Annotated in this window: 20 protein-coding genes; 10 read left to right on the forward strand and 10 right to left on the reverse strand. The window is 69.0% G+C overall.

Going from position 1 to position 21,676, the window contains the following annotated elements; all coding sequences use genetic code 11:
• Positions 1 to 44: 44 nt before the first annotated feature.
• Together F0L68_RS04030 and F0L68_RS04035 are read right to left on the reverse strand one after the other, a co-directional pair.
• A complete protein-coding gene (locus F0L68_RS04030; protein WP_223198471.1) occupies positions 45 to 1,853 on the reverse strand; it encodes an Ig domain-containing protein in 1,809 nt (602 codons plus the stop codon).
• A 421-nt stretch (positions 1,854 to 2,274) separates the two neighbouring features.
• On the reverse strand, positions 2,275 to 3,045 hold the full coding sequence (locus F0L68_RS04035; protein ID WP_149848031.1) for a maleylpyruvate isomerase family mycothiol-dependent enzyme: 771 nt from the start codon (positions 3,043 to 3,045) through the stop codon (positions 2,275 to 2,277).
• 123 nt (positions 3,046 to 3,168) lie between these two features.
• Between F0L68_RS04035 and F0L68_RS04040 the strand changes: the two genes are divergently transcribed.
• Positions 3,169 to 3,741, forward strand: coding sequence for a GNAT family N-acetyltransferase (locus F0L68_RS04040; RefSeq protein WP_149848032.1), 573 nt, complete (start codon positions 3,169 to 3,171; stop codon positions 3,739 to 3,741).
• A gap of 21 nt (positions 3,742 to 3,762) precedes the next feature.
• Here the strand turns inward: F0L68_RS04040 and F0L68_RS04045 are convergent, their stop codons facing one another.
• Together F0L68_RS04045 and F0L68_RS43295 are read right to left on the reverse strand one after the other, a co-directional pair.
• Positions 3,763 to 4,128, reverse strand: coding sequence for a VOC family protein (locus F0L68_RS04045; protein WP_149848033.1), 366 nt, complete (start codon positions 4,126 to 4,128; stop codon positions 3,763 to 3,765).
• 39 nt (positions 4,129 to 4,167) lie between these two features.
• Positions 4,168 to 5,043, reverse strand: a complete 876-nt coding sequence (locus F0L68_RS43295) for a hypothetical protein (RefSeq protein ID WP_223198472.1) — start codon at positions 5,041 to 5,043, stop codon at positions 4,168 to 4,170.
• 399 nt (positions 5,044 to 5,442) lie between these two features.
• Here F0L68_RS43295 and F0L68_RS04055 point away from each other — a divergent pair, with 399 nt between their 5' ends.
• From F0L68_RS04055 to F0L68_RS04070, 4 genes are all read left to right on the forward strand, one after another.
• The gene (locus F0L68_RS04055) at positions 5,443 to 6,252 is read left to right on the forward strand and encodes a putative protein N(5)-glutamine methyltransferase (protein ID WP_149848034.1); all 810 of its coding nucleotides are present in this window, start codon (positions 5,443 to 5,445) and stop codon (positions 6,250 to 6,252) included.
• A 110-nt stretch (positions 6,253 to 6,362) separates the two neighbouring features.
• Positions 6,363 to 7,016, forward strand: a complete 654-nt coding sequence (locus F0L68_RS04060) for a class I SAM-dependent DNA methyltransferase (protein ID WP_149848035.1) — start codon at positions 6,363 to 6,365, stop codon at positions 7,014 to 7,016.
• Positions 7,017 to 8,443: 1,427 nt separating this feature from the next.
• Entirely contained in the window at positions 8,444 to 9,439 is a 996-nt protein-coding gene (locus F0L68_RS04065) for a tyrosine-type recombinase/integrase (RefSeq protein ID WP_149848036.1), read from the forward strand.
• 130 nt (positions 9,440 to 9,569) lie between these two features.
• The gene (locus F0L68_RS04070) at positions 9,570 to 10,034 is read left to right on the forward strand and encodes a PPOX class F420-dependent oxidoreductase (RefSeq protein WP_149848037.1); all 465 of its coding nucleotides are present in this window, start codon (positions 9,570 to 9,572) and stop codon (positions 10,032 to 10,034) included.
• A gap of 9 nt (positions 10,035 to 10,043) precedes the next feature.
• On the opposite strand, the gene F0L68_RS04075 is transcribed toward F0L68_RS04070, so the two are convergent.
• From F0L68_RS04075 to F0L68_RS43300, 3 genes are read right to left on the reverse strand one after another with little or no spacing between them, the layout of a single operon-like run.
• Positions 10,044 to 10,742, reverse strand: a complete 699-nt coding sequence (locus F0L68_RS04075; protein WP_149848038.1) for a VOC family protein — start codon at positions 10,740 to 10,742, stop codon at positions 10,044 to 10,046.
• A gap of 47 nt (positions 10,743 to 10,789) precedes the next feature.
• A complete protein-coding gene (locus F0L68_RS04080; protein ID WP_223198488.1) occupies positions 10,790 to 12,886 on the reverse strand; it encodes a putative bifunctional diguanylate cyclase/phosphodiesterase in 2,097 nt (698 codons plus the stop codon).
• A 15-nt stretch (positions 12,887 to 12,901) separates the two neighbouring features.
• Entirely contained in the window at positions 12,902 to 13,294 is a 393-nt protein-coding gene (locus tag F0L68_RS43300; RefSeq protein ID WP_223198489.1) for a hypothetical protein, read from the reverse strand.
• Positions 13,295 to 13,436: 142 nt separating this feature from the next.
• Between F0L68_RS43300 and F0L68_RS04090 the strand changes: the two genes are divergently transcribed.
• The 4 genes from F0L68_RS04090 to F0L68_RS04105 all read left to right on the forward strand — a co-directional run bounded on the left by F0L68_RS04090 (position 13,437) and on the right by F0L68_RS04105 (position 17,198).
• Positions 13,437 to 14,234 carry a glycerophosphodiester phosphodiesterase family protein gene (locus F0L68_RS04090; protein ID WP_438672244.1) on the forward strand — a complete coding sequence of 266 codons (798 nt, stop codon included), beginning with the start codon at positions 13,437 to 13,439 and terminating at the stop codon, positions 14,232 to 14,234.
• A 215-nt stretch (positions 14,235 to 14,449) separates the two neighbouring features.
• A complete protein-coding gene (locus F0L68_RS04095; RefSeq protein ID WP_149848040.1) occupies positions 14,450 to 15,832 on the forward strand; it encodes an MFS transporter in 1,383 nt (460 codons plus the stop codon).
• An 11-nt stretch (positions 15,833 to 15,843) separates the two neighbouring features.
• Complete coding sequence (locus F0L68_RS04100; protein ID WP_149848041.1) at positions 15,844 to 16,614, forward strand: thymidine kinase; 771 nt, start codon at positions 15,844 to 15,846, stop codon at positions 16,612 to 16,614.
• A gap of 239 nt (positions 16,615 to 16,853) precedes the next feature.
• On the forward strand, positions 16,854 to 17,198 hold the full coding sequence (locus tag F0L68_RS04105) for an RNA polymerase-binding protein RbpA (RefSeq protein ID WP_149848042.1): 345 nt from the start codon (positions 16,854 to 16,856) through the stop codon (positions 17,196 to 17,198).
• Between the two features lie 115 nt (positions 17,199 to 17,313).
• Here F0L68_RS04105 and F0L68_RS04110 read toward each other — a convergent pair whose 3' ends face one another.
• The 3 genes from F0L68_RS04110 to F0L68_RS04120 form a co-directional block, all read right to left on the reverse strand.
• Positions 17,314 to 18,105, reverse strand: coding sequence for a polyprenol monophosphomannose synthase (locus F0L68_RS04110; RefSeq protein ID WP_149848043.1), 792 nt, complete (start codon positions 18,103 to 18,105; stop codon positions 17,314 to 17,316).
• Between the two features lie 52 nt (positions 18,106 to 18,157).
• Positions 18,158 to 19,792 carry an apolipoprotein N-acyltransferase gene (lnt, locus tag F0L68_RS04115; RefSeq protein WP_223198473.1) on the reverse strand — a complete coding sequence of 545 codons (1,635 nt, stop codon included), beginning with the start codon at positions 19,790 to 19,792 and terminating at the stop codon, positions 18,158 to 18,160.
• 62 nt (positions 19,793 to 19,854) lie between these two features.
• A complete protein-coding gene (locus tag F0L68_RS04120; RefSeq protein WP_149848044.1) occupies positions 19,855 to 20,793 on the reverse strand; it encodes an NAD-dependent epimerase/dehydratase family protein in 939 nt (312 codons plus the stop codon).
• Between the two features lie 144 nt (positions 20,794 to 20,937).
• Between F0L68_RS04120 and F0L68_RS04125 the strand changes: the two genes are divergently transcribed.
• A complete protein-coding gene (locus tag F0L68_RS04125) occupies positions 20,938 to 21,669 on the forward strand; it encodes a TetR/AcrR family transcriptional regulator (protein WP_149848045.1) in 732 nt (243 codons plus the stop codon).
• The last annotated feature ends 7 nt before the right edge of the window (positions 21,670 to 21,676 follow it).

Raw genomic sequence — 21,676 nt, forward strand, 5'->3', positions numbered from 1 at the left:
CGGACCAGGCCCCAGCCGAGGTCCGCCGCCCATCCACCCGCCGATCAGCCCAGCGTGACCGCCGCGTCGTCAATCACGAACGACGTCTGCAACGAGCCGTCCTCGACACCGGTGAAGCCCACCGACACCGTCTGGCCGGCCAACGCCGACACGTCATAGGACTTCTGCACGTAACCCGACGCCGCGTTGACGTTCGAGAACGTCGCCACCGTGGTCGACCCCGCCTTGACCGTCAGCTTGTCGTACGCCGTGGAACCGGTCTCCGCAGTGTCGATGTGCAGCCAGAACGACAGCGTCGCCCGGCAGCCCGCCGGGATCGACACCGACTGCGACAACGTGTCGGTGTGCGAGGAGCCGTAGCCGTCCAGCCACGCGTTCCACGTGCCCGAGTGCGCGGGCTCCGACGGACCGTTCTGACCGATCACGCCCGCCGTCGCCGACCACGACGCGCTACCCGACTCGAAGCCGGGGTTGGCCAGCTTCTGACCGGAGCAGCCGCCACCGGTCGGGGTGACCGCCCACGTGAACGACGTGCTCGCCGAACCCACCGGCGACGAGCTGTCGCGCACCGTCGCGGTCACCGAGAAGCTGCCCGTCGCCGAGGGCGTGCCCGAGATCAGGCCGCTGGAGGCGTTGATGGACAACCCGGTCGGCAGACCCGACGCGCTCCACGAGTACGGCGACGTGCCGCCACTCGCGTTGAGCTGGAGGCTCGCCGCCGTGTTCACGGTGCTCGACTGGTTACCGGGGTTGGACAGCGACACCGGGCCGGGGCCGCCGCCACCGATGATCGGGTGCGTCAGGTCGCACCGGTTGGTGTCGTTGGACCAGCTGCCCTGCTCCGGGTACGAGCCGTTGCCCATCGCCACGTTCCCCGCGCCGCCCTGCGAACCCGGGCTGACCCACGCGCACTCGTCCGCGTTCTCCTGACCAGAGGTCGCCGTCCAGCCACCCGCCGGGTTCTGGTCGGTGATCGTCTCCGAGTACTCGTGGCCCTCCACGATCGTGTACCCGTCCAACGTCCCGGCCGAACCCGAGTTCACGAAGTTCTGGCCACAGCTGGAACCCTGGTCCATCACGTACGGCATGTTCGTGAACGCGAAGTCACCGTAAGGAGAAGACACCGCGCCACCGGACAACGTCGTGTCGCCGTTGTAGTCGTGCCACGCGCAGAACCCACCGGTCTTGTAACCGTCGGGGTCCAGGCCCGTCGGCGACAGGATCACGTACTGCGCGTACCGGTTGGCCGCCGCCGAAGTGTTGCCGAAGTGCGCGGCCGCGTTCAACGCCTCGACACCGAGCTGGTGACCATTGGCCGTACCCGGCTCAGCCGCCGAGTTGTCGTACCAGACACCGGACAACGCGCCACCGGTCGGGTACCCCACGTGCGCGCTGCTGGCCGAACACGACGTCGCCCCCGACGCCACGCCAGGACCGTCGCAGTACTGGGTCATCATCCCCGAGAACAGCTCACCGCCGGTGCCAAGCCCCTTGAACATCTGCTGGAGCTTCGGCGCGCCACCGGCGCTGTCCGAGGAGAACGTCAGGTTGCCGTTGCCGTCGGTGCTCTGCGACCCCCACTGGCTGCCCCAGAACACCAGGTACACCTTGGGGTGGCCGCTGGTCACACCGATGCCGTCGATGCCGCCGCCGTACTGGAGGGTGTTGCCGGCCGCCACCGCGTTCGGGGTGGCATGGGCCGACTTGTAGTCGTTGATCTTCGCGAGCTGGTCGCGAGTCGGCACGGCACCGTGCCGGTAGGAGTGCTGATAGGCAGGGGAGTAGGGATTGTCGGTCGCCGAGGCTGACGCCGAGGCCGACACCGACGCGAACACCAAGGACAACGAGGCCAAACCGGCCACCGCCGCCAATCTTCGCGTGACACTGCGCACTGTTTCCTCCACAGGGTACTCGTCGCAATCCCGCAGGCGGGATTCAACGGTGCCAATTGTGTACCTCCAGAAATACGTCAGCGGTGGCACACCAGTGTCAGTGGCACGGAATTGACAACCCGATCAGACCCGACACACGAGCGACAATTGCAACAAAATACCCGCAGGCAGAAACGATCCAGAAGAACGATTCAGGACACCGTCAACCAATGTCATCAAATACAAACGGGCCGCCGAGGGACGTCCATTCAGCACGTCACTCAGCGACCCGCCACCACCGCGACAAACACCTATCAAAAAAAGGCTCAACCACCCAGTATCACAGCATATTCTTGGAGCTTTCTTGGAACTTGCCAAACAACACCAACCCCACCAACCAGCGTCAGAACCGCGAGTTCGCGAACCACCGCCCAACCAACCCTGCGTCCCCCGAGACCGCCAACCCCTCCACCGAACGCCGACCGTACAGAGCCAACAACAACTCCACCGCCGAACCCCGCACCACCGCCCCCGCACCAACCCCGTCCGGCACCAACCCGAACCCCTCCTGCCCCAACCGCACCGACCACCCATCGCCCGTGTCCACCGACTCGAACCGGATCACCTCATCCGCACCCCGCAACCCCGCCACCGCAGGCGCGAAGAACTCCGCGAACGGCAGATTCACCAAGAACTCATCCACCCCGTCAGCCGCCAACCCCGCATCCACCACCGACACCACCCCCACCGCAGCCTCGGCATCCATCCGATGCACCACCGTCTCGAACACCATCCGCCGCGCCCAGAACCGCGCACACCCATCCGCACCCCACGTCCACATCGGAGCATCCGGATCCGTCGCCGCCACCACAGCCACCGCCGCCCCCGCACCCGCCGCCAACCAGTCGGCATACCCCTCAACCGACTCCGGCAACCCCAACTCCAACGCCCGCCGATCCGGCCGCTCCTGCACCAACCCCGACAACAACACCGTGAACCACCGATGCACCCCACCGACATGCACCACCAACTCCGCCAACGACCACTCCGGACACGCCGGCACCATCACCGACAGATCCGCACCCCGCACCAACTCCGCCAACCGCGCCGCCTCACCCACCACCGCCTCGCGATAGACCTCGACAGGAAGACGGCGAACAGAGTCAACAGACATACCGGTGCAGCTCCTCGACTCGGCAGAAACCCGACCCGACCATCATCACCCAAAACCCAATCGCCACCCCGACCACCCCACAACTACCGTCCAGCCACACCACCACACCGAAACGGGGGAGCGATGCGCACCTACCTCACCACCGACCGCATGATCCTGCGACACATCACCGACGACGACCTCGACCTCCTGCACGCACTCGACAACGACCCCGGCGTCATGCGCTACCTCAACGGCGGCCAACCCACACCCCGCGACACCATCCGCGACCGCATCCTCCCCACAATCCGCGCACACGACGAACGCGGCCTCGGCTTCGGCTACTTCGCCGCCCAACACAAGACCACCAACGACTTCCTCGGCTGGTTCGAGTTCAGCCCACCCGACGGCCACGACCTCGACAACGTCGAACTCGGCTACCGCCTCCACACCGCGACCTGGGGCAACGGCTACGCCACCGAAGGATCCCGCGCCCTACTCACCAAGGGATTCACCGAACTCGGCGTCCGCCGCGTCACCGCAAACACCATGTTCGTCAACACCGGATCCCGCCGCGTCATGGAAAAAGCCGGCCTCAGCCACGTCCGCACCTACCACCAGGACTGGCCCACCCCACTACCCGGCTCCGAACACGGCGAGGTCGAGTACGTCATCACCCGCGACCAGTGGGCCGCCAACCAACACCCGACGGCCTGACCCGACCCCGCCCGCACCAACTCAGCCCTGCTGCAACACCGACAGGATGTTCCCGGCCGGATCCCGGAACCACGCGATCAACGGCCCACCACGACGAAAAATCCCCTTCTCGTCCACACCATCGAACGCCTCGAACCGCACCCCACGCGCCACCAGACCATCCACAGCAGACTCGATGTCAGCCACCGGAAAATTCAGAATCGTGAACGACGCCGGCTCATGGTTCGGCTTCGGATACACCAACGTGTCCCGATCACCCGCCAGATGCAACGTCAACATCCCGTGATCCTCCGACACCCGCAACCCCAACGTCTCACCGTAGAACCGCCGCGCAGCCGACACATCATCCACCGAGAACCCACTGAACGCCCTGCTCTGCTCCAACATGACCCGCTCCCAACGTCGTCGACCCCATTGCCGTCGACATCAGACACTCACACACCGCCGCCGCGTCCGCACCAGATACGACCACGCCGCCACCGCCAACGCGACCCCGAAACAACAAAACGCCCCCAACCCACACCACGACACCACCAACGCATCCGCAACCGACCGGAACTGACCCCGCTCGACCGGCACCACCCCAACCGACTCCAACACCACAAGCCCCACCCCGAACACCCCATACGGCGCCAACGTCGCCGCACCAACCAACGCCGGCGCCAACGGCAACCACCTCGGCACCCGCCGACCCGCCAACCACACCGTCCACCGAGGAAACACCTGCCCCCACGGCCGAACCAACCCCAACAACAAAAACACCCCCAACGCCGCCAACAACGCCGTCGGATCAACACCGAACGACTCCAACGCCGCCCACGACGCCGACGCGCCCGCCACCAGATCAGCATGCGTCAGACCCGCGAACGTGCCACCCAACGCCCACGTCGTCTTCATCGCCGCGTACGGCACGAACCCCGCAACACCCACCCACGCAACCCGCCGCACCCACCTCGGCGCCGCACTCGGCCCCGGCACCACCCACCGCGTCGACACACCATGCACCGACCCACACCGCGAACACACACCGGCCGACACACGCCAGTAGTCACGCGCGACGACCACCAACACCACCACCCCGACCGCCGCCAACGCCTGACTCACCGCCGACGACCACCGGTCCACCGTCTGGTTGAACACCAACGTCACCAACTCCATCAACAACCCGAACGCCGCCACCCCGCACGCGACGCACACACCCCACAACCCCACCAAGACCACCGGCCGGGGGAGCACCCGCACCGCCCCGACCACCACCGCCGCAAGGACACACACCGCCACCACCGCCCAGTCCAACGCCACCGGACCAGGGGAGGAGGGCCCCAACCCGAACAACGGCACCCCCGACACCGCACACACCACCCCAAACACCCCATACAGCGCCGCCCAACCAACCGCGGCCCACCGCCACCACACCATCGCGTCCCGCGACATACCAATCACACCAACACCATCACACCCAAACCCACCCCACGACCTCCCTCCACAGCGCCACCCGCCTACCCCGCCAGAGGGAAACCAGGCACGCCACACCGCACAACGCCACTGCTAAAGTCCACACGTCACAGCACCGGACACATCGCTGGGGGAGGTGGGAACACCCATGCGCGCAGACCCACTCCGGGTGCCCTCACCCCAGACGGTCCGCCCCACCTAGGCGACCACGAGAGCACCCGCCGGCATACCCGAAGGACGCTCTCCATGCCCTCACCGCGCACACCGGTGCCGACACACGACATCGTCGCCAGGCTCCGCGCCGCCGGCTGCGTCTTCGCCGAGGACGAAGCCCAGCTGCTCATCGACGCCGCCACCGACCCCGCCAACCTCGACACGATGGTCCAACGACGCGTCGAAGGCCTGCCCCTGGAACAGATCCTCGGCTGGGCCGAGTTCCGAGGCCTCCGCATCGCCGTCGAACCCGGCGTCTTCGTGCCACGCCGCCGCACCGAACTCCTCGCCACCCAGGCCATCACCCTCGCCGGCCAGACCGACGCGCGGCCACCCGTCGTCATCGACCTGTGCTGCGGATCCGGCGCCGTCGGCGCCGCCATCATCGCCGCCCTCCACCACGTCGACCTGCACGCCGCCGACATCGACCCCGCCGCCGTCCGCTGCGCCCGCCGCAACATCCCCACCGGCCACGTCCACGAAGGCGACCTCTACCAACCCCTCCCGGCCACGCTCCTCGGCCGCGTCGACGTCCTCGCCGTCAACGCGCCCTACGTGCCGACCGACGAGGTCGACCTCATGCCACCCGAAGCCCGACTCCACGAACCCCAGATCGCCCTCGACGGCGGCACCGACGGCCTCGACATCCAGCGGCGCGTGGCCGCCGACGCCACCCGATGGCTCCGACACGGCGGACACCTGCTCATCGAAACCAGCCGACGCCAGGCCCCGACCACCGTCGAGATCTTCACCAGCAACGGCCTGAACACACAGGTCGTCAGCTCCGACGAGCTGTCCGCCACCGTCGTCATCGGCACCAGGCCGGGGGAGCCGACCAGCTGACCCCGCGGCCACTCGACGCGCCGACGGCCAGGGGAGCGCGACCAGCCGCAGAACGATCACCGGCAGGAAAACGGCCCGCCCAACTCGGCCCGCGGACTACGGTCCTCCCCATGATCGAACCGGACTTCGTGCGCACCACCAGGGCTTCCTACGACACCGTCGCCGTCAACTACGCCGAGCTCCTCGACGGCCAGCTCCAGAACAAGCCCTTCGACCGAGCGATGCTCACCGCGTTCGCCGACGTGGTCAAGGCAGCCGACGGGGGACCGGTCGCGGAACTCGGTTGCGGTCCCGGCCTCATCACGGCACACCTGCACTCGCTCGGACTGGCCATCCGCGGCATCGACCTGTCGCCGAAGATGGTCGCCGTCGCCCGCCAACGACACCCGGAACTCCAGTTCGACGAGGGCTCGATGCTCGACCTCGACCTGCCCGACGAGTCGCTGCGCGGAGTGCTGGCCTGGTACTCGATCATCCACACGCCGCCGGAGCAGCTGCCGGTGATGTTCGCGGAGTTCCACCGAGTTCTGGCCCCTGGCGGACACCTGATGATCGCCTTCAAGGTCGGCGACGAGCTGCGGCACCTGGCGCAGGGCTACGGCCACGAGATCTCGCTGGACGTCTACTGGCTGTCGCCGGACCGGGTCGCGGAGCTGGCGAGCCACACCGGGATGGTCGAGGTCGGCCGCCTGGTGCGGCGCGCGGACCCGGACGAGAAGGGACCGCAGGGCTTCTTCCTGGCCCGCAAGCCGGGGAAGGCGTAGCGGGAGAGGCCTGCCCGGCCGTCATCAGCCTTCACTTAACATAATGTAGATTATCGGCACTTTGTCACCAGGCGCCTGACCAGGCCAAGAGGAGCCTCGGGACGACTCGCGACGGTCGCGCTGCACCACGAACACCGCAGCAGCCGCACGGCGTCCACCAGGGAACGCCGCGACGCATCGTCGTGCGGATCGACGGTCGACGCCCTTGGCGCCTGAACAGCCGGGAGCGAGCACCCGGACGGTCCGATGGCGGGCCGCAGGTGCGGGGTCGCCTACCGAGCGGCGTGCCCACCATCCCGCCACACCACCATTAATACGTCACTGTGACGTATTAATGGTGGTGTGGCGGGATGAGCGCGAGACGACGAACGCGCCGAGCCGATACGCGCTGACCGCCGACGACTCCGGATCGCCCACGATGCCGACCACGCCGCGCCTCCTTCGAGGCAATGGCCACCCATGGGTCCGAGTCGAATGCCGCGAGGCTGACAGCGGAAACGACGCTATGACGGGCTCGAATGGGCCTCCGGCGAGCGCGGCGGGATTTCCATCCCCCGCGAGAGGGCCAACCCCTCCCGTCGCCACATATGATGGATAATATGCATTATCCATCATATCGACGGTAAGCCGGTGCAGACCGACCCATCGGCCGGTGACAGCATACCGGCTCCGCACGCGATCCTCGTCGGGCTATTCGCGTCGCGCCCACGACATTCAGAGGCCACTCCCCTGCTCCTTCTCCCCCACGTGTTGATCTACGATTCGGATCGGCGACATCGCGCGCACACCAGCCCCGCTCCCCCGTCGACGCGCCAGCGGGCCGCCGACAACGCGGACAGCGTCTGCCGCCTGGCTCGCTCCGCCTCCACCATGCCTTCGACCACGACGAGCGGGCCGTCGGCACAGTGCGTACAGTCGACCGACCACAGAATTCGCCTCGGCGCACATCGAACGCAGTGCCGTTCCGCGCGAATCGTTCCGGACGTCACCACCCACCACAGCACCTTGAGGTCCGCGGCCAGTTGCTCCTGTAGTCGCGGATGTCGAGGGAAATGGCCGCAGAATCGGCACGACCTCCACACCCTGGGAGATCGCGCCCGACTCGTGGTCGTATTCGCCGTTGCGGCGTGCACAATTGCAGTGTGGATGCGGGAATCATCATTGGCCAGCGATATCACCCGAACGGCCTAATGCGACGGCAATGCCGACTCACACGATCGGGTCATTCTTCGAGGTGCGTGTTGGCGAGACTCGGCGTCGGGATTGAGTGTGCCTTTGGCGTCACCGAGTCGTGGATCGCCATTCATAGAAGCGGCATCCCTGTTGGACGAGGGTCGGCGCTTCGGGCGGTCGGCGCCTGGCGGTCGCCGGCGGCCGGGCGCGGGGCGAGCGCCGGGACCAGGGTGTTTCCGGTTCTTGTCGGTGGCGTGCTGTACAAGATCACTATGCACGTGCTGGACGCTCAGGACGCCTTCTTCCTCGCTCGCCGACCTCGCAAGGACTCGCCGCACACGACGGCCGCGTATCGGCGCGACCTGGCCGGGGTGAACGTGTTGTTGGCCGAGGTGACGGGGCGGTCGGTCGAGGGGCTGGCTGTCGAGGAGTTGACGACGGGGGTGTTGCGGTCGGCGTTCGGTCAGTTCGCGGACTCGCACGCGAAGAGCTCGGTGTTGCGGGCGTGGTCGACGTGGAACCAGTTCCTGACGTTCTGCGTGGCCGACGAGCTGCTGGCGGGCAATCCGATGGCGGCGGTGGCGCGGCCGAAGGCTCCCCCGTTGGTGCCCAAGCCGTTGCGTGGGGAGGACACGCCGGAGCAGTTGTTGTCGGCTGCGGCGGATGGGGCGCGGCGGGCGCGGGATCCGTGGCCGGAGCGGGATGTGTTGGTGATCGCGTTGGGTTTGGTGGCGGGGTTGCGGTCGGCGGAGATGCGGTCGCTGACGTTGGGGTCGGTGGTTGGGCGGCCTGGCGAGCGGCGGTTGCACGTGTTGGGTAAGGGCAGTCGGGATCGTTCGGTGCCGATCGAGCCTGCGATGGAGCGGATCGTCGAGGTGTATCTGGAGTCGTGTCGGCGGCGTTTTCGGGCTGGGCGGTTCGGGCGGGGTTCGGCGTTGTTGCGGGATCGGGCCGGTGAGCCGATCGGTCGGGGTGCGTTGGAGTACCTGGTGCGGTCGTGTTATCGGTGGGCGGGTCTGCATGACCGGGTGCCGTCGGGGGCGAATCTGCATGCGTTGCGGCACACGTTCGCGACGCGGTTGGCGGAGGATGGCGCGTCGGCGTCGGAGATCATGGCGTTGTTGGGGCATGCGAGTTTGGCGACGAGCCAGAACTACATCGAGGCGACGGCGCGGGAGCGGCGGGCCGCGGTGGCGAGCAATCGAACGTATCGGGCGTTGGGTGAGGTGGCGCGAGTGGCGGCCGAGTAGTGGTTGGTGGTGGCTACCGGGCGGTGCTGAGGGCGTGACGGTTGGCGTGGCGTGGCAGGTAGCCGCGTTGGGGTGTGGGTGGGCGTGGTGTGCCCTGTCTGCTCCCCTGTGGTGGTTCTAGGGTGGTGGCATGTCTGCAAAGATCGCGTCAGCGAAGGTCATTGATCGCGCCGAGTTGCTGGAGTTTCTGCGTGCGAGGCATCGGGCGTTGTTGGTGACGACCCGCGCGGATGGGCGGCCGCAGGTGTCGCCGGTGTCGTGTGGTGTCGACGCGGAGGGTCGGGTGGTGGTGTCGACGTATCCGCAGCGGGTGAAGGCGCGTAATGCGCGGCGGGACGAGCGGGTGTCGTTGTGTGTGTTGTCCGACGACTGGGATGGCCCGTATGTGCAGGTGGATGGGCGTGCTGAGGTGTTGGACCTGCCGGAGGCGTTGGAGCCGTTGGTGGAGTACTACCGGTCGATTTCCGGGGAGCACCCGGATTGGGCGGAGTACCGGGCTGCGATGGTGCGGCAGGGGAAGTCGTTGATCCGGGTGGTGGTGGATCGGTGGGGTCCGGTGGCGTCGGGTGGTTTTCCGCCGGAGCTCGCTGGTTGAGGGGTTGGGTCAGGTGGTCCAGGTGCCGCCCCAGCCGGTGGGGTTCTGGAGGAGGGTGCAGATGTTGCCGGTTGGGTCGGCGATGGTGGTGATGCGGCCGGTGGGGACGTCCTGGGGTGGGAGGAGGACGGTGCCGCCGAGTTGGTGGTTGATGGCGGCTGCTTCGTTGGTGTCGGTGACGGCGAAGTAGCACATCCAGCCGGTGCCGACGCGGGCGGCGAGGTCGTGGTCGAGGAGGAGGCGGCCGGCGATGGGTTTGGTGGTGTCGTTTCCGCCGGTGGTTTCGTAGAGGGTGAAGGGTGTTGCCGGGGTGGGTTGGCGGGTGTGCCAGCCGAGTTCGGTGGTCCAGTAGTGGTCGGTGTCGGTGTTGGTGAGGAGTTCGGTCCAGCAGGGTTCGCCGTGGCGTGGTTCGGGTGCCCAAGGGCCGTGTTGGACGCGTCCGCTGTCGGTGGTGGCGGTGGTGCCGGTGGGGTCGGTGAGGGCGCGGGGTGTGGCGCCGCCGAAGATGAGGTGCCAGCCGGGTTGTTCGCCGGTGTTGGTGGGGTGGATGCGGGCGGCGAGCCTGTCCCCCACCCAGCAGTCCACGGCTCCGTCGCCGGTGGGGAGCGCGATCCAGCCGAGGAGTTGCTGGTAGTGCTCGGCGGTGGCGATGGGGTTGGTGGTGCGCAGGTCGATGCAGCGCAGGCCGCGGACGGGGCTGTGGGGCACGTGGTGGTTCCGATCGGGTTGGGCCGGGTGTGGTTTCCGGCCTGTGATCAGGAGCGGGCCCCATCCTCGGTGTTGGCGAGGTGGCTGGACAATGCGCCGTTTGGCGGCATCAGTACGTCCGTTAGGTGGCGTGGGCGGCCGAAGTGGAAGCCTTGGGCGACGCGGACGCCGAGGTTGGTGAGGGCTTCGACCTGTGCGGGGCGTTCGACCCATTCGGCGACGACGGAGAGGCCGAGTCCTCTGGTGATGGCGACGATGCCGGAGACGAGGACGGCGTCTGCTCCTGGGGTGTCGATGGCGTGGACGAATTCGCCGTCGATTTTGATGCCGGTGATGGGGAGGTGTTTGAGGTGGATGAAGGAGCCGAAGCCTGAGCCGAAGTCGTCGAGGGTGATGCGGCAGCCGATGGCGCGGAGGCGGGTGGAGAGTGCGCGGGCGGCGTCGAGGTTGGTGACGGCGGCGGTTTCGGTGATTTCGAGGCCGAGGCGGCCTGGTGCGACGCCGGCTGCGGCGAGTTTGTCGAGGACGAAGTCGGCGAAGTCTTCGTCTTCGAGGGTGCGGCCGGAGACGTTGACGTTGAAGCGGAGGTGGGGGCTGGGGTCGGTGACGAGGGCGTCGATGGCTTTGCTGAGGACCCAGCGGTCGATGTCGAGGATGAGGCCGGAGCGTTCGGCTTCTGGGAGGAATTCGGCTGGGCCGAGTGCGGGTGCTTGGCCGTCGTTGAGGCGGAGGAGCAGTTCGTAGCCGAGGGTGCGGTTGCTGGCGAGTTGGACCATGGGCATGGCGTGGAGTTCGAAGCCGCCTTTGTCGAGTGCGGTGCGGAGGCGGTCGAGCATGGAGACGCGTTTGGCGGTGTCGGCGTAGTGGCCGGGGTCGTAGACGGTGACGCGGTCTCGTCCTGCGGCTTTGGAGGCGTAGAGGGCGAGGTCGGCGTTGGCGAGGACGAGTTCCCAGCTGTCGCCTTGGGTGTATTCGGCGACGCCGGTGCTGACGGTGATGCGGGTGTTGATGCCGCAGGTGATGAGTGGGAGTGCGGCGACGGCGTTGCGGAGTCGGGCGGCGACTTCGGTGGCTTGGTGGGTGGTGTGGTTGGGGAGGATGACGGCGAATTCGTCGCCGCCGAGGCGGCCGAGTACCTGGTGTTGGGTGAGGCGGGTGTGCAGGGTGCTGGCGAGGGTGCGCATGACGCGGTCGCCGACGGCGTGGCCGCGGAGGTCGTTGACGTCTTTGAAGTTGTCGAGGTCGAGCAGGAGGAGGGCGCCGGGGTTGCCGGTGGCGAGTTGGCGTTCGAGTTCGCGGGTGAGTGCTCGGCGGTTGGGGAGGCCGGTGAGGGGGTCTTCTTCGGCCATGCGGAGCAGTTCGTCGTGGACTCGGCGGGCTTGGGTGATGTCGTGTGCGGTGCCGAGGACCTGGGTGGGGTTGCCGTCGGTGTCGGTGATGATTTCGCCGAAGCATTCGAAGACGCGTTCGGTGTTGTCGGCGACGCGGATGCGGTGGGTGTAGGTGAAGGGGGTGCCGTTGTGCATGGCGTGTTCGAGGGTGGCCTGGAGTGCGGGGAGGTCGTCTGGGTGGACGAGTTGGCAGTAGCGGGCGAAGTCGAGTTCGGTGCCGGGTGGGTAGCCGAACATGTCGAGGAGGGCGTCTGACCAGACGACGCGGTCGTCGGTGACGAACCATTCCCAGTTGCCCATGCGGCCGAGGACCTGGGCGCGGCGCAGGGCGTGGGCTTCGTGGGTGGCTTCGAGTTCGCGGTCGCGCCAGTCGGTGACGTCGATGGCTCGGTAGAGCAGTTCGGTGTCGCCGGGGAGGGTGTCGCAGGTGATGTCGAGCCAGCGGTGGCCTGGGGCTTCGCGGGTGGGGACGAGGAGGGCGAGGCCGGGGCGGGGTGTTTCGGGGATGCCGGGCAGGAGTGCGGGCAGGGAGCGGCCGGTGGTTTGGTCGGCGGGGATGTCGAGCATGGCGGCGAGTGCGGGGTTTGCCCAGCGCAGCGTGCCTTGGAGGTCGGTGACGCCGAGGCCGATGTCGGCGTGTGTGAGCACGTTGCGGTAGAGGGCGCCGTCTGCGCCGTTCACGATCACCCGTTCCTCCTTGCCGTCCGCGCCGTCATCGTGGTCGTCGGGCGGGTTGTGGGCAAGCCGGTGCACGGTCAAGTAGGCCGGTTAGCGGAGTCGTTCCAATCCTATGGCGGTGTGCGCGATCTCTGCGGCGAGTTTGTGGAGTTCGTCGGGGCCGGCGCCGTCCTGTGCTGCGGTCATGATGTCTTCGGCTGCGCAGCGGAGTTGGAAGAGGCGGTCCTGGAGGTCGGCGAGTTCGGTGCCGGAGAGGACGACGGCGTCTTCGGGTAGTCCGCCGCGTTGGACGGCGGCGCGTTGTTCGTAGGCGCGTTGGCGGCAGGGTTGGGCGCAGTAGCGGCGTGGGCGGCCGACGCGGCCGTTGGTGGGTAGTCGTCGTCCGCACCAGGCGCAGTGTCGTGGTTCGGCGCGGCTGCGGAGGGGGTCGGCTGGTTGGGTGGCCAGTTCCGTACTCGCGTGATCACCGGGCACGGGGTGCATCATGCCGGGCGGGGTGGGGTGGGTTGGTGGTGCCCCGCCGTGGGTGGGTGTGAGTTTGGCCGGGTCGGGTGGGGTGGGGTGTGTCCTGTGTGGCCACCGGGTGGTCACGTGGCGGCTACCGGGTGAGGGCAGACTGCTGCGGGTGAGCATCGATTCGCACCCGTATCTGGCTGGTCCGCATCCTCGTGCGTTCGCGCATCGGGGGTGGCATTTGGGTGAGTTGTCCGGGATGGAGAACTCGTTGTCGGCGTTGCGTCGGGCGGTGGCGGAGGGGTTTCGGTACTTGGAGACCGATGTGCATGCGACGTCGGATGGTGTGGTGGTGGTGCATCACGACGCGGTGTTGGATCGCACGACCGATGGGGTTGGTGCGGTGGCGGGGTTGCCGTGGTCGGTGGTGGGCGCGGCGAAGGTGGGTGGTCGGGAGCCGGTGTGTCGGTTGGAGGATGCGCTGGAGGAGTTGCCTGGGGCGTTTTTCAACATCGATGTGAAGTCGGATGCGGCGGTGGGGCCGGTGCTGGGGGTGTTGCGGCGGTCGGGGGCGTTGGATCGGGTGTGTTTGGCGTCGTTCTCGGATGCGCGGTTGGCGCGGTTGCGGCGGTTGGGTGGGCCGGGGTTGTTGACGTCGATGGGTCCGTTGTCGGTGGGGGCGTTGTGGGCGTCGGGTCGGGTGGCGGGGTTGCCGGTGGGTGGTGTGGTGCGGGGTGCGATGGCGCAGGTGCCGGTGCGGCAGGGGCCGTTGACGGTGGTGGATGGGCGGTTTGTGGCTGCGGCGCGGCGGCGGGGTGTTGAGGTGCACGTGTGGACGGTGGATGAGGAGGTGGAGATGCGGCGGTTGTTGGATCTTGGGGTTGACGGGTTGGTGACGGATCGGCCGGACGTGTTGCGTGAGGTGTTGCGGTCCCGTGGGTGTTGGCCTGCCGACGCCGGCGGGGCGTAGGGGCGGTGTTGGGGCGGCGCGATGCGGCGGGGCGCGGTCTGGGCCGGGAGGGACCCGTCGAAGGGTTGTGGGCGCGGCGCCAGGTGAAGGCTGGGCGTCCATGCGGCAACGGGATGCCCTGATCGCGCGGTGTGGGGGTGCTGTGGCCAGTACAGTCCGCGTACCCGCGCGGGAACGCGCTGGTCGGGCACTGGTTGGCGCGGAGGGCATGATCGATGTCGAAGATCGCTGGGGTGGGTGCCAAGGCGGCCCCGGAGCTGCGGCGGGCGCGGTTGGGGTGGTACGCCTACGGGTGGGCGAGCCACACGTTCGAGGCGACCGTGGTGACGGTGTTCATGAGCCGGTATCTGCCTGCGGTGGCGACCAACGCGGTCGGTGAGCACGGGCGGCTGCATGTGGCGGGCATTCCGCTGGCGCCGGGTTCGCTGTTCACGTACGTGGTGTCGGCGTGCAGTGTGTTGATGTTGGTGATGTTGCCGGTGGTGGGGGCGATCGCGGACCGGACGGGCCGTAAGCGGCTGATGTTGCTGGGGTTCGGGTATGTGGGTGCGGCCAGCTGCGCGGCGATGTTGTTCGTGGGGCTGACCAGTTGGGTGTTGGGGTCGGTGCTGTTCGCGCTGGCGTACGTGTCCTACAGCTGCGGGAAGATCGTCTACAACTCGTTGTTGCCGGATCTGGCCAGCCCGGACGAGCGGGATCGGATCTCGTCGGTGGGGTGGGCTGCCGGTTATATCGGTGGCGGGGTGTTGTTGGCCTTGAACTTCGTGGCGTCGTTCCTGATCCACGACTCGGCGTTGTTGGCGCGGTTGTCGCTGTGCAGCGCCGGGGTGTGGTGGGCGGTGTTCATGCTGGTGCCGTTGCGGATCCTGCGTCACCTGCCGAAGGGGGCGGTGGAGCGGCGGCCGGTGTCGGGTTCGGTGTTGACCTCGGGGTTCCGGGAGTTGGGTGACACGCTGCGGGGGTTGCGGCGGTTCCCGTTGAGCCTGTTGTTCCTGGTGGCCTATCTCGTGTACTACGACGGCATCTCGACGGTGACGACGTTGTCCGCGGACTACGGGCAGAAGGAGTTGAAGCTGGGTGAGACGACGCTGTTGACGGCGATCCTGATCGTGCAGTTCACCGCGTTCGGTGGGGCGTTGCTGTTGGGGCGGTTCGCGGACCGGTGGGGCGCGAAGCGGGTGATCGCGGTGAGCCTGGTGGTGTGGGTGGGGATCGTCGTGGCGGCGTACTTCCTCCAGGTGGGCAGCGCGTTGCAGTTCTTCGGGTTGGCGTTGGCGTTGTCGATCGTGATGGGTGGGACGCAGGCGCTGTCGCGGTCGTTGTTCTCGAGCATGATCCCGAAGGCGAAGGAGGCGGAGTACTTCAGCCTGTACGAGATCTCCAGTTCGGGGACGAGCGCGTTGGGTCCGTTGGTGTTCGGGTTGACGTTGCAGAACACGGGCAGCTATCGGTCGGCGATCTTCTCGCTGGTGGTGTTCTTCGTGGTGGGGTTGGCGTTGCTACTGACGGTGAACGTCCGCAAGGCGATTCTCGCCGCGGGCAACACTCCCCCGGCGACCTTGGGCGGGGCCGCGACGGGCGCGGAGGCGTTGACGTAGGGTCACCGGCCGTGGATGTTGCTGCGACCCTATCCCCTGATCCCACCGACGCGCTGTCGGCCGTGCCGGCGGCCGGTGCCCGCCGCGCGACGCCGGTGGTCGGGCACCTGCGGTTCTTCTACGGCCCGATGGACTGTGGGAAGTCCACGTTGGCGTTGCAGATCAATCACAACCACTCGCGGCAGGGCCGGCGTGGGTTGTTGCTGGTGCGGCACGACCGGTCGGGGAAGCCGACGATCACGAGCCGGATCGGGATCACGCGGACGGCGGTGGAGGTCGGCGACGGCGACGATCTGCGGCAGCTGGTGCGGGAGCAGTGGGCGTTGGGGCACCGGGTGGACTACCTGATCGTCGACGAGGCGCAGTTCCTGTCCTCGGCGCAGGTGGAGCAGCTGGCGGAGCTGGCCGACGACGTGCAGGTCGACGTGTACTGCTTCGGGATCGCGACGGATTTCCGCAGCGAAATGTTTCCGGGGTCGCGGCGGTTGTTCGAGTTGGCCGACGAGCTCCAGGCGGTGCAGGTGGAGGTGTTGTGCTGGTGCGGCCTGCCGGGGCGGTTCAACGCGCGGGTGCGGGCCGGACGGGTGATGCGGGCCGGGGACACGGTGTTGGTGGCCGACACGGAGCAGTTCGAGCCCGCCGGCGATGGTGACGTAGCGCACCGACGCGCCGCCGAACACCCCGAAACTACGGTGCGTTACCAGGTGCTCTGTCGGCGTCACTTCAGATTGGGCGATTTGGGGCCAACTGTGCCACATAACGGTCAACTGAGTCTTACCTGACCACACGCAACGCGACCTGGACTCCTCCGTTAGAGTGATGCGGTTGCACGACAGTCGGATAACGCGTCACGAAGCTCGCGCGATTGCATCCCTATGGTGGGAGCCTTCGTTGACACGTGAAAGACGTCACTGTCGGCAACCATGACCTCAAGACCGGGAACGAACGGACCAAGCCGTTCGTTGCACTCGGTAAGCACAACCTGGGCCCCGGCCCTGAGCCGAGCGAAAGGACAACCGCCATGGCCGACCGCGTACTGCGTGGCAGCCGGCTCGGAGCAGTCAGCTACGAGACCGACCGCAATCACGATCTCGCCCCGCGCCGGTCGGTGCGGTTCGCCTGCCCCAAGGGGCACGACTTCGAGGTCCCCTTCTCCGACGATGCCGAGGTCCCTCCCACCTGGGAGTGCCGCCTTCACGGTACCGAGTCGAAGTTGATCGACGGAGCCGAGCCGGAGCAGAAGAAGGTGAAGCCGCCCCGCACGCACTGGGACATGCTGTTGGAGCGCCGCAGCATCCCGGAGCTGGAGGAGCTGCTCAACGAGCGGCTCGAGGAGCTGCGCGGGCGCCGGACGCGTTCCGCGTAACCGCACTGATCGGACAGACCGACGAGGCCGCCCCCGGTACTGGAACCGGGGGCGGCCTCGTCGCATGCACGGAGTCCCTTCGCCGCCGGCCCGAGGCCGGCGGCGAAGGGGCGTCTCAGGCCCGGTTGGCGGGCTCGCGGCGCGGCGCGAGCAGGGCGAGCAGCTGGTCGCGGCGGCGGCGCAGGCCCCACTTGGTGACCCGCAGCAGCGCCTCGCGGACGATGTTGCCGCTCATCTTCGACTCGCCGATGACGCGCTCGGTGAAGGTGATCGGGACCTCGGTCACGCGGAACCCGGCCTCGATGGTCCGCCACGCCAGGTCGATCTGGAAGCAGTAGCCCTGCGAGGCGACGCTGTCGAGCTTGATCCGCTCCAGCGGCTCGCGGCGGTAGGCGCGGAACCCGCCGGTGATGTCGTTGAGCTTCGCGCCCAACGCGATCTTGGAGTAGATGTTGCCGCCGCGCGAGAGCCACTCCCGGTGCTTGGGCCAGTTCACGACCTTCCCGCCGGGCACGTAGCGGGAGCCGAGCACGAGGTCGGCCTCGCGCAGCGCGGCCAGCAGCCTCGGCAGGTCCTCCGGCGCGTGCGAGCCGTCGGCGTCCATCTCGACCACGACGTCGTAGTCGCGCGCGAGCGCCCAGTGGAAGCCCGCGATGTAGGCGGCGCCAAGGCCCGCCTTCTCGGTGCGGTGCAGCACGTGGACCCGCTCGTCGGCCTCGGCCATCTCGTCGGCCAGCGCGCCGGTGCCGTCGGGGCTGCCGTCGTCGACGACCAGGGCGTGCGCCTGCGGCAGCGCGGCGTGCAGCCGCGCCACGATCGGTCCGAGGTTCTCCCGCTCGTTGTAGGTCGGGATCACCACCAGCACCGGCCCGAGCTCGTGTCGACCCTGCGCCTGCTGGTCCGTCATCCGTGTCCTCCTCGCCGGCGCGTGGGTGCGCGCCGGACGGTGTGCTCGTCGGTCAGTTCGTCGTGTCGGCCGCCGCGGCCGCGCCGGTGTCCGCGCGGTGCGCGCGGCGGAGCCGGACCCGGGTCGTGATGCCCGAGGCCAGCGCCAGCAGCCCGGCGGCGGTCATGAGCCATTCGGGCCAGCCGCCGAGCCGAGTGGCCAGCGTAGTGGTTGACCGCAGCGGCACTGTCTCGACCAGCGCGTCGGGGGTGAACAGCGCTCCGCTGCGCTTGGTGACGGTGCCGTCCGGCGCGACGATGGCGCTGACGCCGCTGGTGGCGGCCACCACGACGGAGCGGCCGTGCTCGACGGCGCGTTCCCGGGACATGGCCAGCTGCTGGTAGGTCATCTCGGTGTGGCCGAAGGTGGCGTTGTTGGTGGGGATCGCCAGCAGCTGCGCGCCGTCGGTGATGGAGTCGCGGACCACCGAGTCGAACGCGACCTCGTAGCAGGTGGCGATGCCGACCTTGGCCCGTCCCATGGTGAACACCTCGGGGCTGGTGCCGGGGACGAACATGCCCGCGCGGTCCACCAGGGGCGTGAACAGGCGGAAGAAGGACCGCCACGGCATGGTCTCGCCGAAGGGCTGGAGCTGGCGTTTGACGTACTGCTGGAGCGGGCCGCGCTGGGGGTCCCACAGGATCGCGGTGTTGCGGGGCCGGTGGTCGTCGCCCACGACGACCGCGCCGACGGAGATGGGCGCGCCGATGGTCTTGGCGGCCTGGTCGATGCGGGACCAGGCGTCGGGGTTGCGGTAGGGGTCGATGTCGGAGGAGTTCTCCGGCCAGATCACCAGGTCGGGTTGGGGTGCGCGGCCGTGGTGGACGTCCTCGGCCAGCTGCATGGTGCGGGCGACGTGGTTGTCCAGGACGGCGCGGCGCTGGGAGTTGAAGTCGAGGCCCTCGCGGGGCACGTTGCCCTGGATGGCGGCGACGACGACGGTGCCGGCGTTGGCGTCGGTGCCCACCAGGGGGATCGCGGCGACGCCGGCCAGCAGCGGCAGGACCGTCGCGAGCGCGGGGGCCAGCAGGGTGCGGGTGGCGCGTGGGGTGGTGCGGGCGGCGCGGACCAGGGCGGTGAGGCCGAAGCCGGTCAACGCGACGGCGAACCCGATCAGCGGGGTGCCGCCGATGGCGGCCAGCGGCAGGTACAGGCCCTCGGGCTGGCCGAAGGCGATCTTGCCCCAGGGGAACCCGCCGAAGGGCACCGCCGAGCGCAGGGCCTCCCCCGCCACCCACAGCAGCGCCGCCCACAGCGGCCAGGCCCGCATGGTCGACACGAGCGAGATCGCGGCGGTGGTCAGGCCGATGAACAGCGCCTCGAACAGGCTCAGCGGGACCCAGCCGATCAGGCCGACGAACTCGCCGGTGAAGCGCAGCAGCGGGACGAGGAACCCGAGGCCGGCCAGGACGCCGTAGCCGAAGCCCGCCCTGGCGCGGCGGCCGTGCAGGACGGCGGCCAGCAGCGCGAAGCCCAGCGGCGCGAGCCACCACACCGTGCGCGGCGGGAAGCTCAGGTACAGCAGCGCGCCTGCCGCGACGGCCAGGGCCATCCTGGCGGGCACGGCGCCGCGGCGCCGCGATGCGGTTGGGGCGGGTGGGGTGTCGGGGGCGGCCGGCTGGTCCGGCGTCACGGCGGGTGCGACCACCCGATCAGCGTACGGGGCGGCCGGTGTGGAACTGGTATGCGCCGGCCGCCCGCTCCCCGGGTTCAGGCCTTGCCGGGCGGCGTGGCGGCCAGGCCCTCGATGGTCTCGCGCAGGGCGTCGGCTCGGGGGCTGGGGCGCAGGCCGAAGGTGGCGGTGGCGGCGGTGGAGTCGATGGTGAAGGGACGCCGGAACTGGTACTGGGTCTCGCGCAGCTCCTTGACCAGCGGGCTGGCCAGTCCGCCGAGCCAGAGCAGCGCGCCGGGCATGGTCGACAGGCGCGGCGCCGGGGCGCCGGCCAGGTCGGCGGCCTCGGTGGCGATCTCCCGGATGGAGCGGGCTGGGCCAGTGGGCACGTGCCAGACGCGGCCCCAGGCCCGGTCGTCTCCCGCCGCGGCGACGAGGGTGGCGGCGACGTCGCCGACGTAGGTCCAGCTGTGCGGGGCGTCCAGGTCGGCGGGGACGCTGGCGCGGCCGCCGGCGAGGACCTTGGGCAGGACAAGGGCGGTGAGCAGGGACTGGGTGCCGGCGCCGAGGTAGTCCGAGCCGCGGACCTCGGTGGCGCGGACGCGGCCGGCCTGGTGGGCGGCCAGCGCGTCGCGCCACATCTGGGCGCGGACCTCGCCCTTGGCGCCGTTGGGGCGCAGCGGGGTGTGTTCGGTGATGGGGCCGTCGACAGGGCCGTAGGGGTAGAGGTTGCTGGTGGTGGCCAGGACGGCGCCGGTGGCCTCGGCGGCGCGCAGGAGCGCGGCGGCCAGCGGGGGCCAGTCGGTCGGCCAGCGGTGGTAGGGCGGGTTGGCGCAGTTGTAGAGGGCGTCGGCGCCCTCGGTGTGGCGGGTCAGCGCGTCGGCGTCGGTGGCGTCGGCGGTGACGCGTTCGACGGCTGGGTGGTCGGGTCCGGTGCCCGAGCGGGTCAGGACGCGGACCTGGTCGCCCCTGTCGGCGAGGAGGCGGGCGGTGGCGGAGCCGACGGGGCCGGCGCCGACGATCACGTGCAGGGCCATCAGGAACAACCTCCGAGTGCGGTGATTCGGCGCGAGAACGGTGTTCTCCGGTGCTGCACAGAGCTTGACTCACGGCGCGCGCCAAGTCAAGAACAGCGTTCTCGCTTCGTGTCGCCAGTCTCGCTTGTGTGCGATAATCCCAGCATGACAGCGCCATCGATCCGGGCCAGGGTACGGGCGGAGCTGACCGAGGAGATCAAGGCCGTCGCCCGTCGCCACCTCGCCGCCGACGGCGCGAACCTGTCGCTGCGCGCCGTGGCCAGGGACCTCGGCATGGTGCCCTCGGCGCTGTACCGGTACTTCCCCAGCCGCGACGCGCTGCTCACCGCGCTGATCACCAGCGCCTACGACGACATGGGCGCGGCCGTGGAGGCGGCGGAGGCCGCCGTGCCGCGCGCGGACCCGCGCGGCCGGTGGCTGGCGGTCTGCGGGGCCGCGCGGACCTGGGCGCTGGAGCACCCGGCCGAGTACGCGCTGATCTACGGCAGCCCGGTGCCCGGTTACGCCGCGCCGCAGGACACGGTCGGCCCGGCCTCGCGGGTCATCGTGGCGGTGGTCGCGGTGCTGTTCGACGGCGCGGCGGCCGGCCACCTCGCGCAGGGCCCGGCCACGCCGATGCCGCCCGCGCTGCTGGCGGACCTGCGGGAGCTGATGGGCAAGTGGCCGGGTCCAGAACCGCTGCCGAGGGAATGGGCGGCGGTGCCGGCCGAGGCGGTGCTCGCGGTCGCGATGACGCTGTGGACGCAGCTGTTCGGCCTGATCAGCTTCGAGGTGTTCGGCCGGCTGGAGGCGATGCTCGCGGCGCGGCAGGAGTACTTCGACCACCAGGTCGAGGTGATGGCCGACTTCGCAGGCCTCGCCCCGACGGATCGGTAGCGCCACC

Origin of the sequence: Solihabitans fulvus (assembly GCF_008386585.1) — a bacterium.
Classification (GTDB): Bacteria; Actinomycetota; Actinomycetes; order Mycobacteriales; family Pseudonocardiaceae; genus Solihabitans; species Solihabitans fulvus.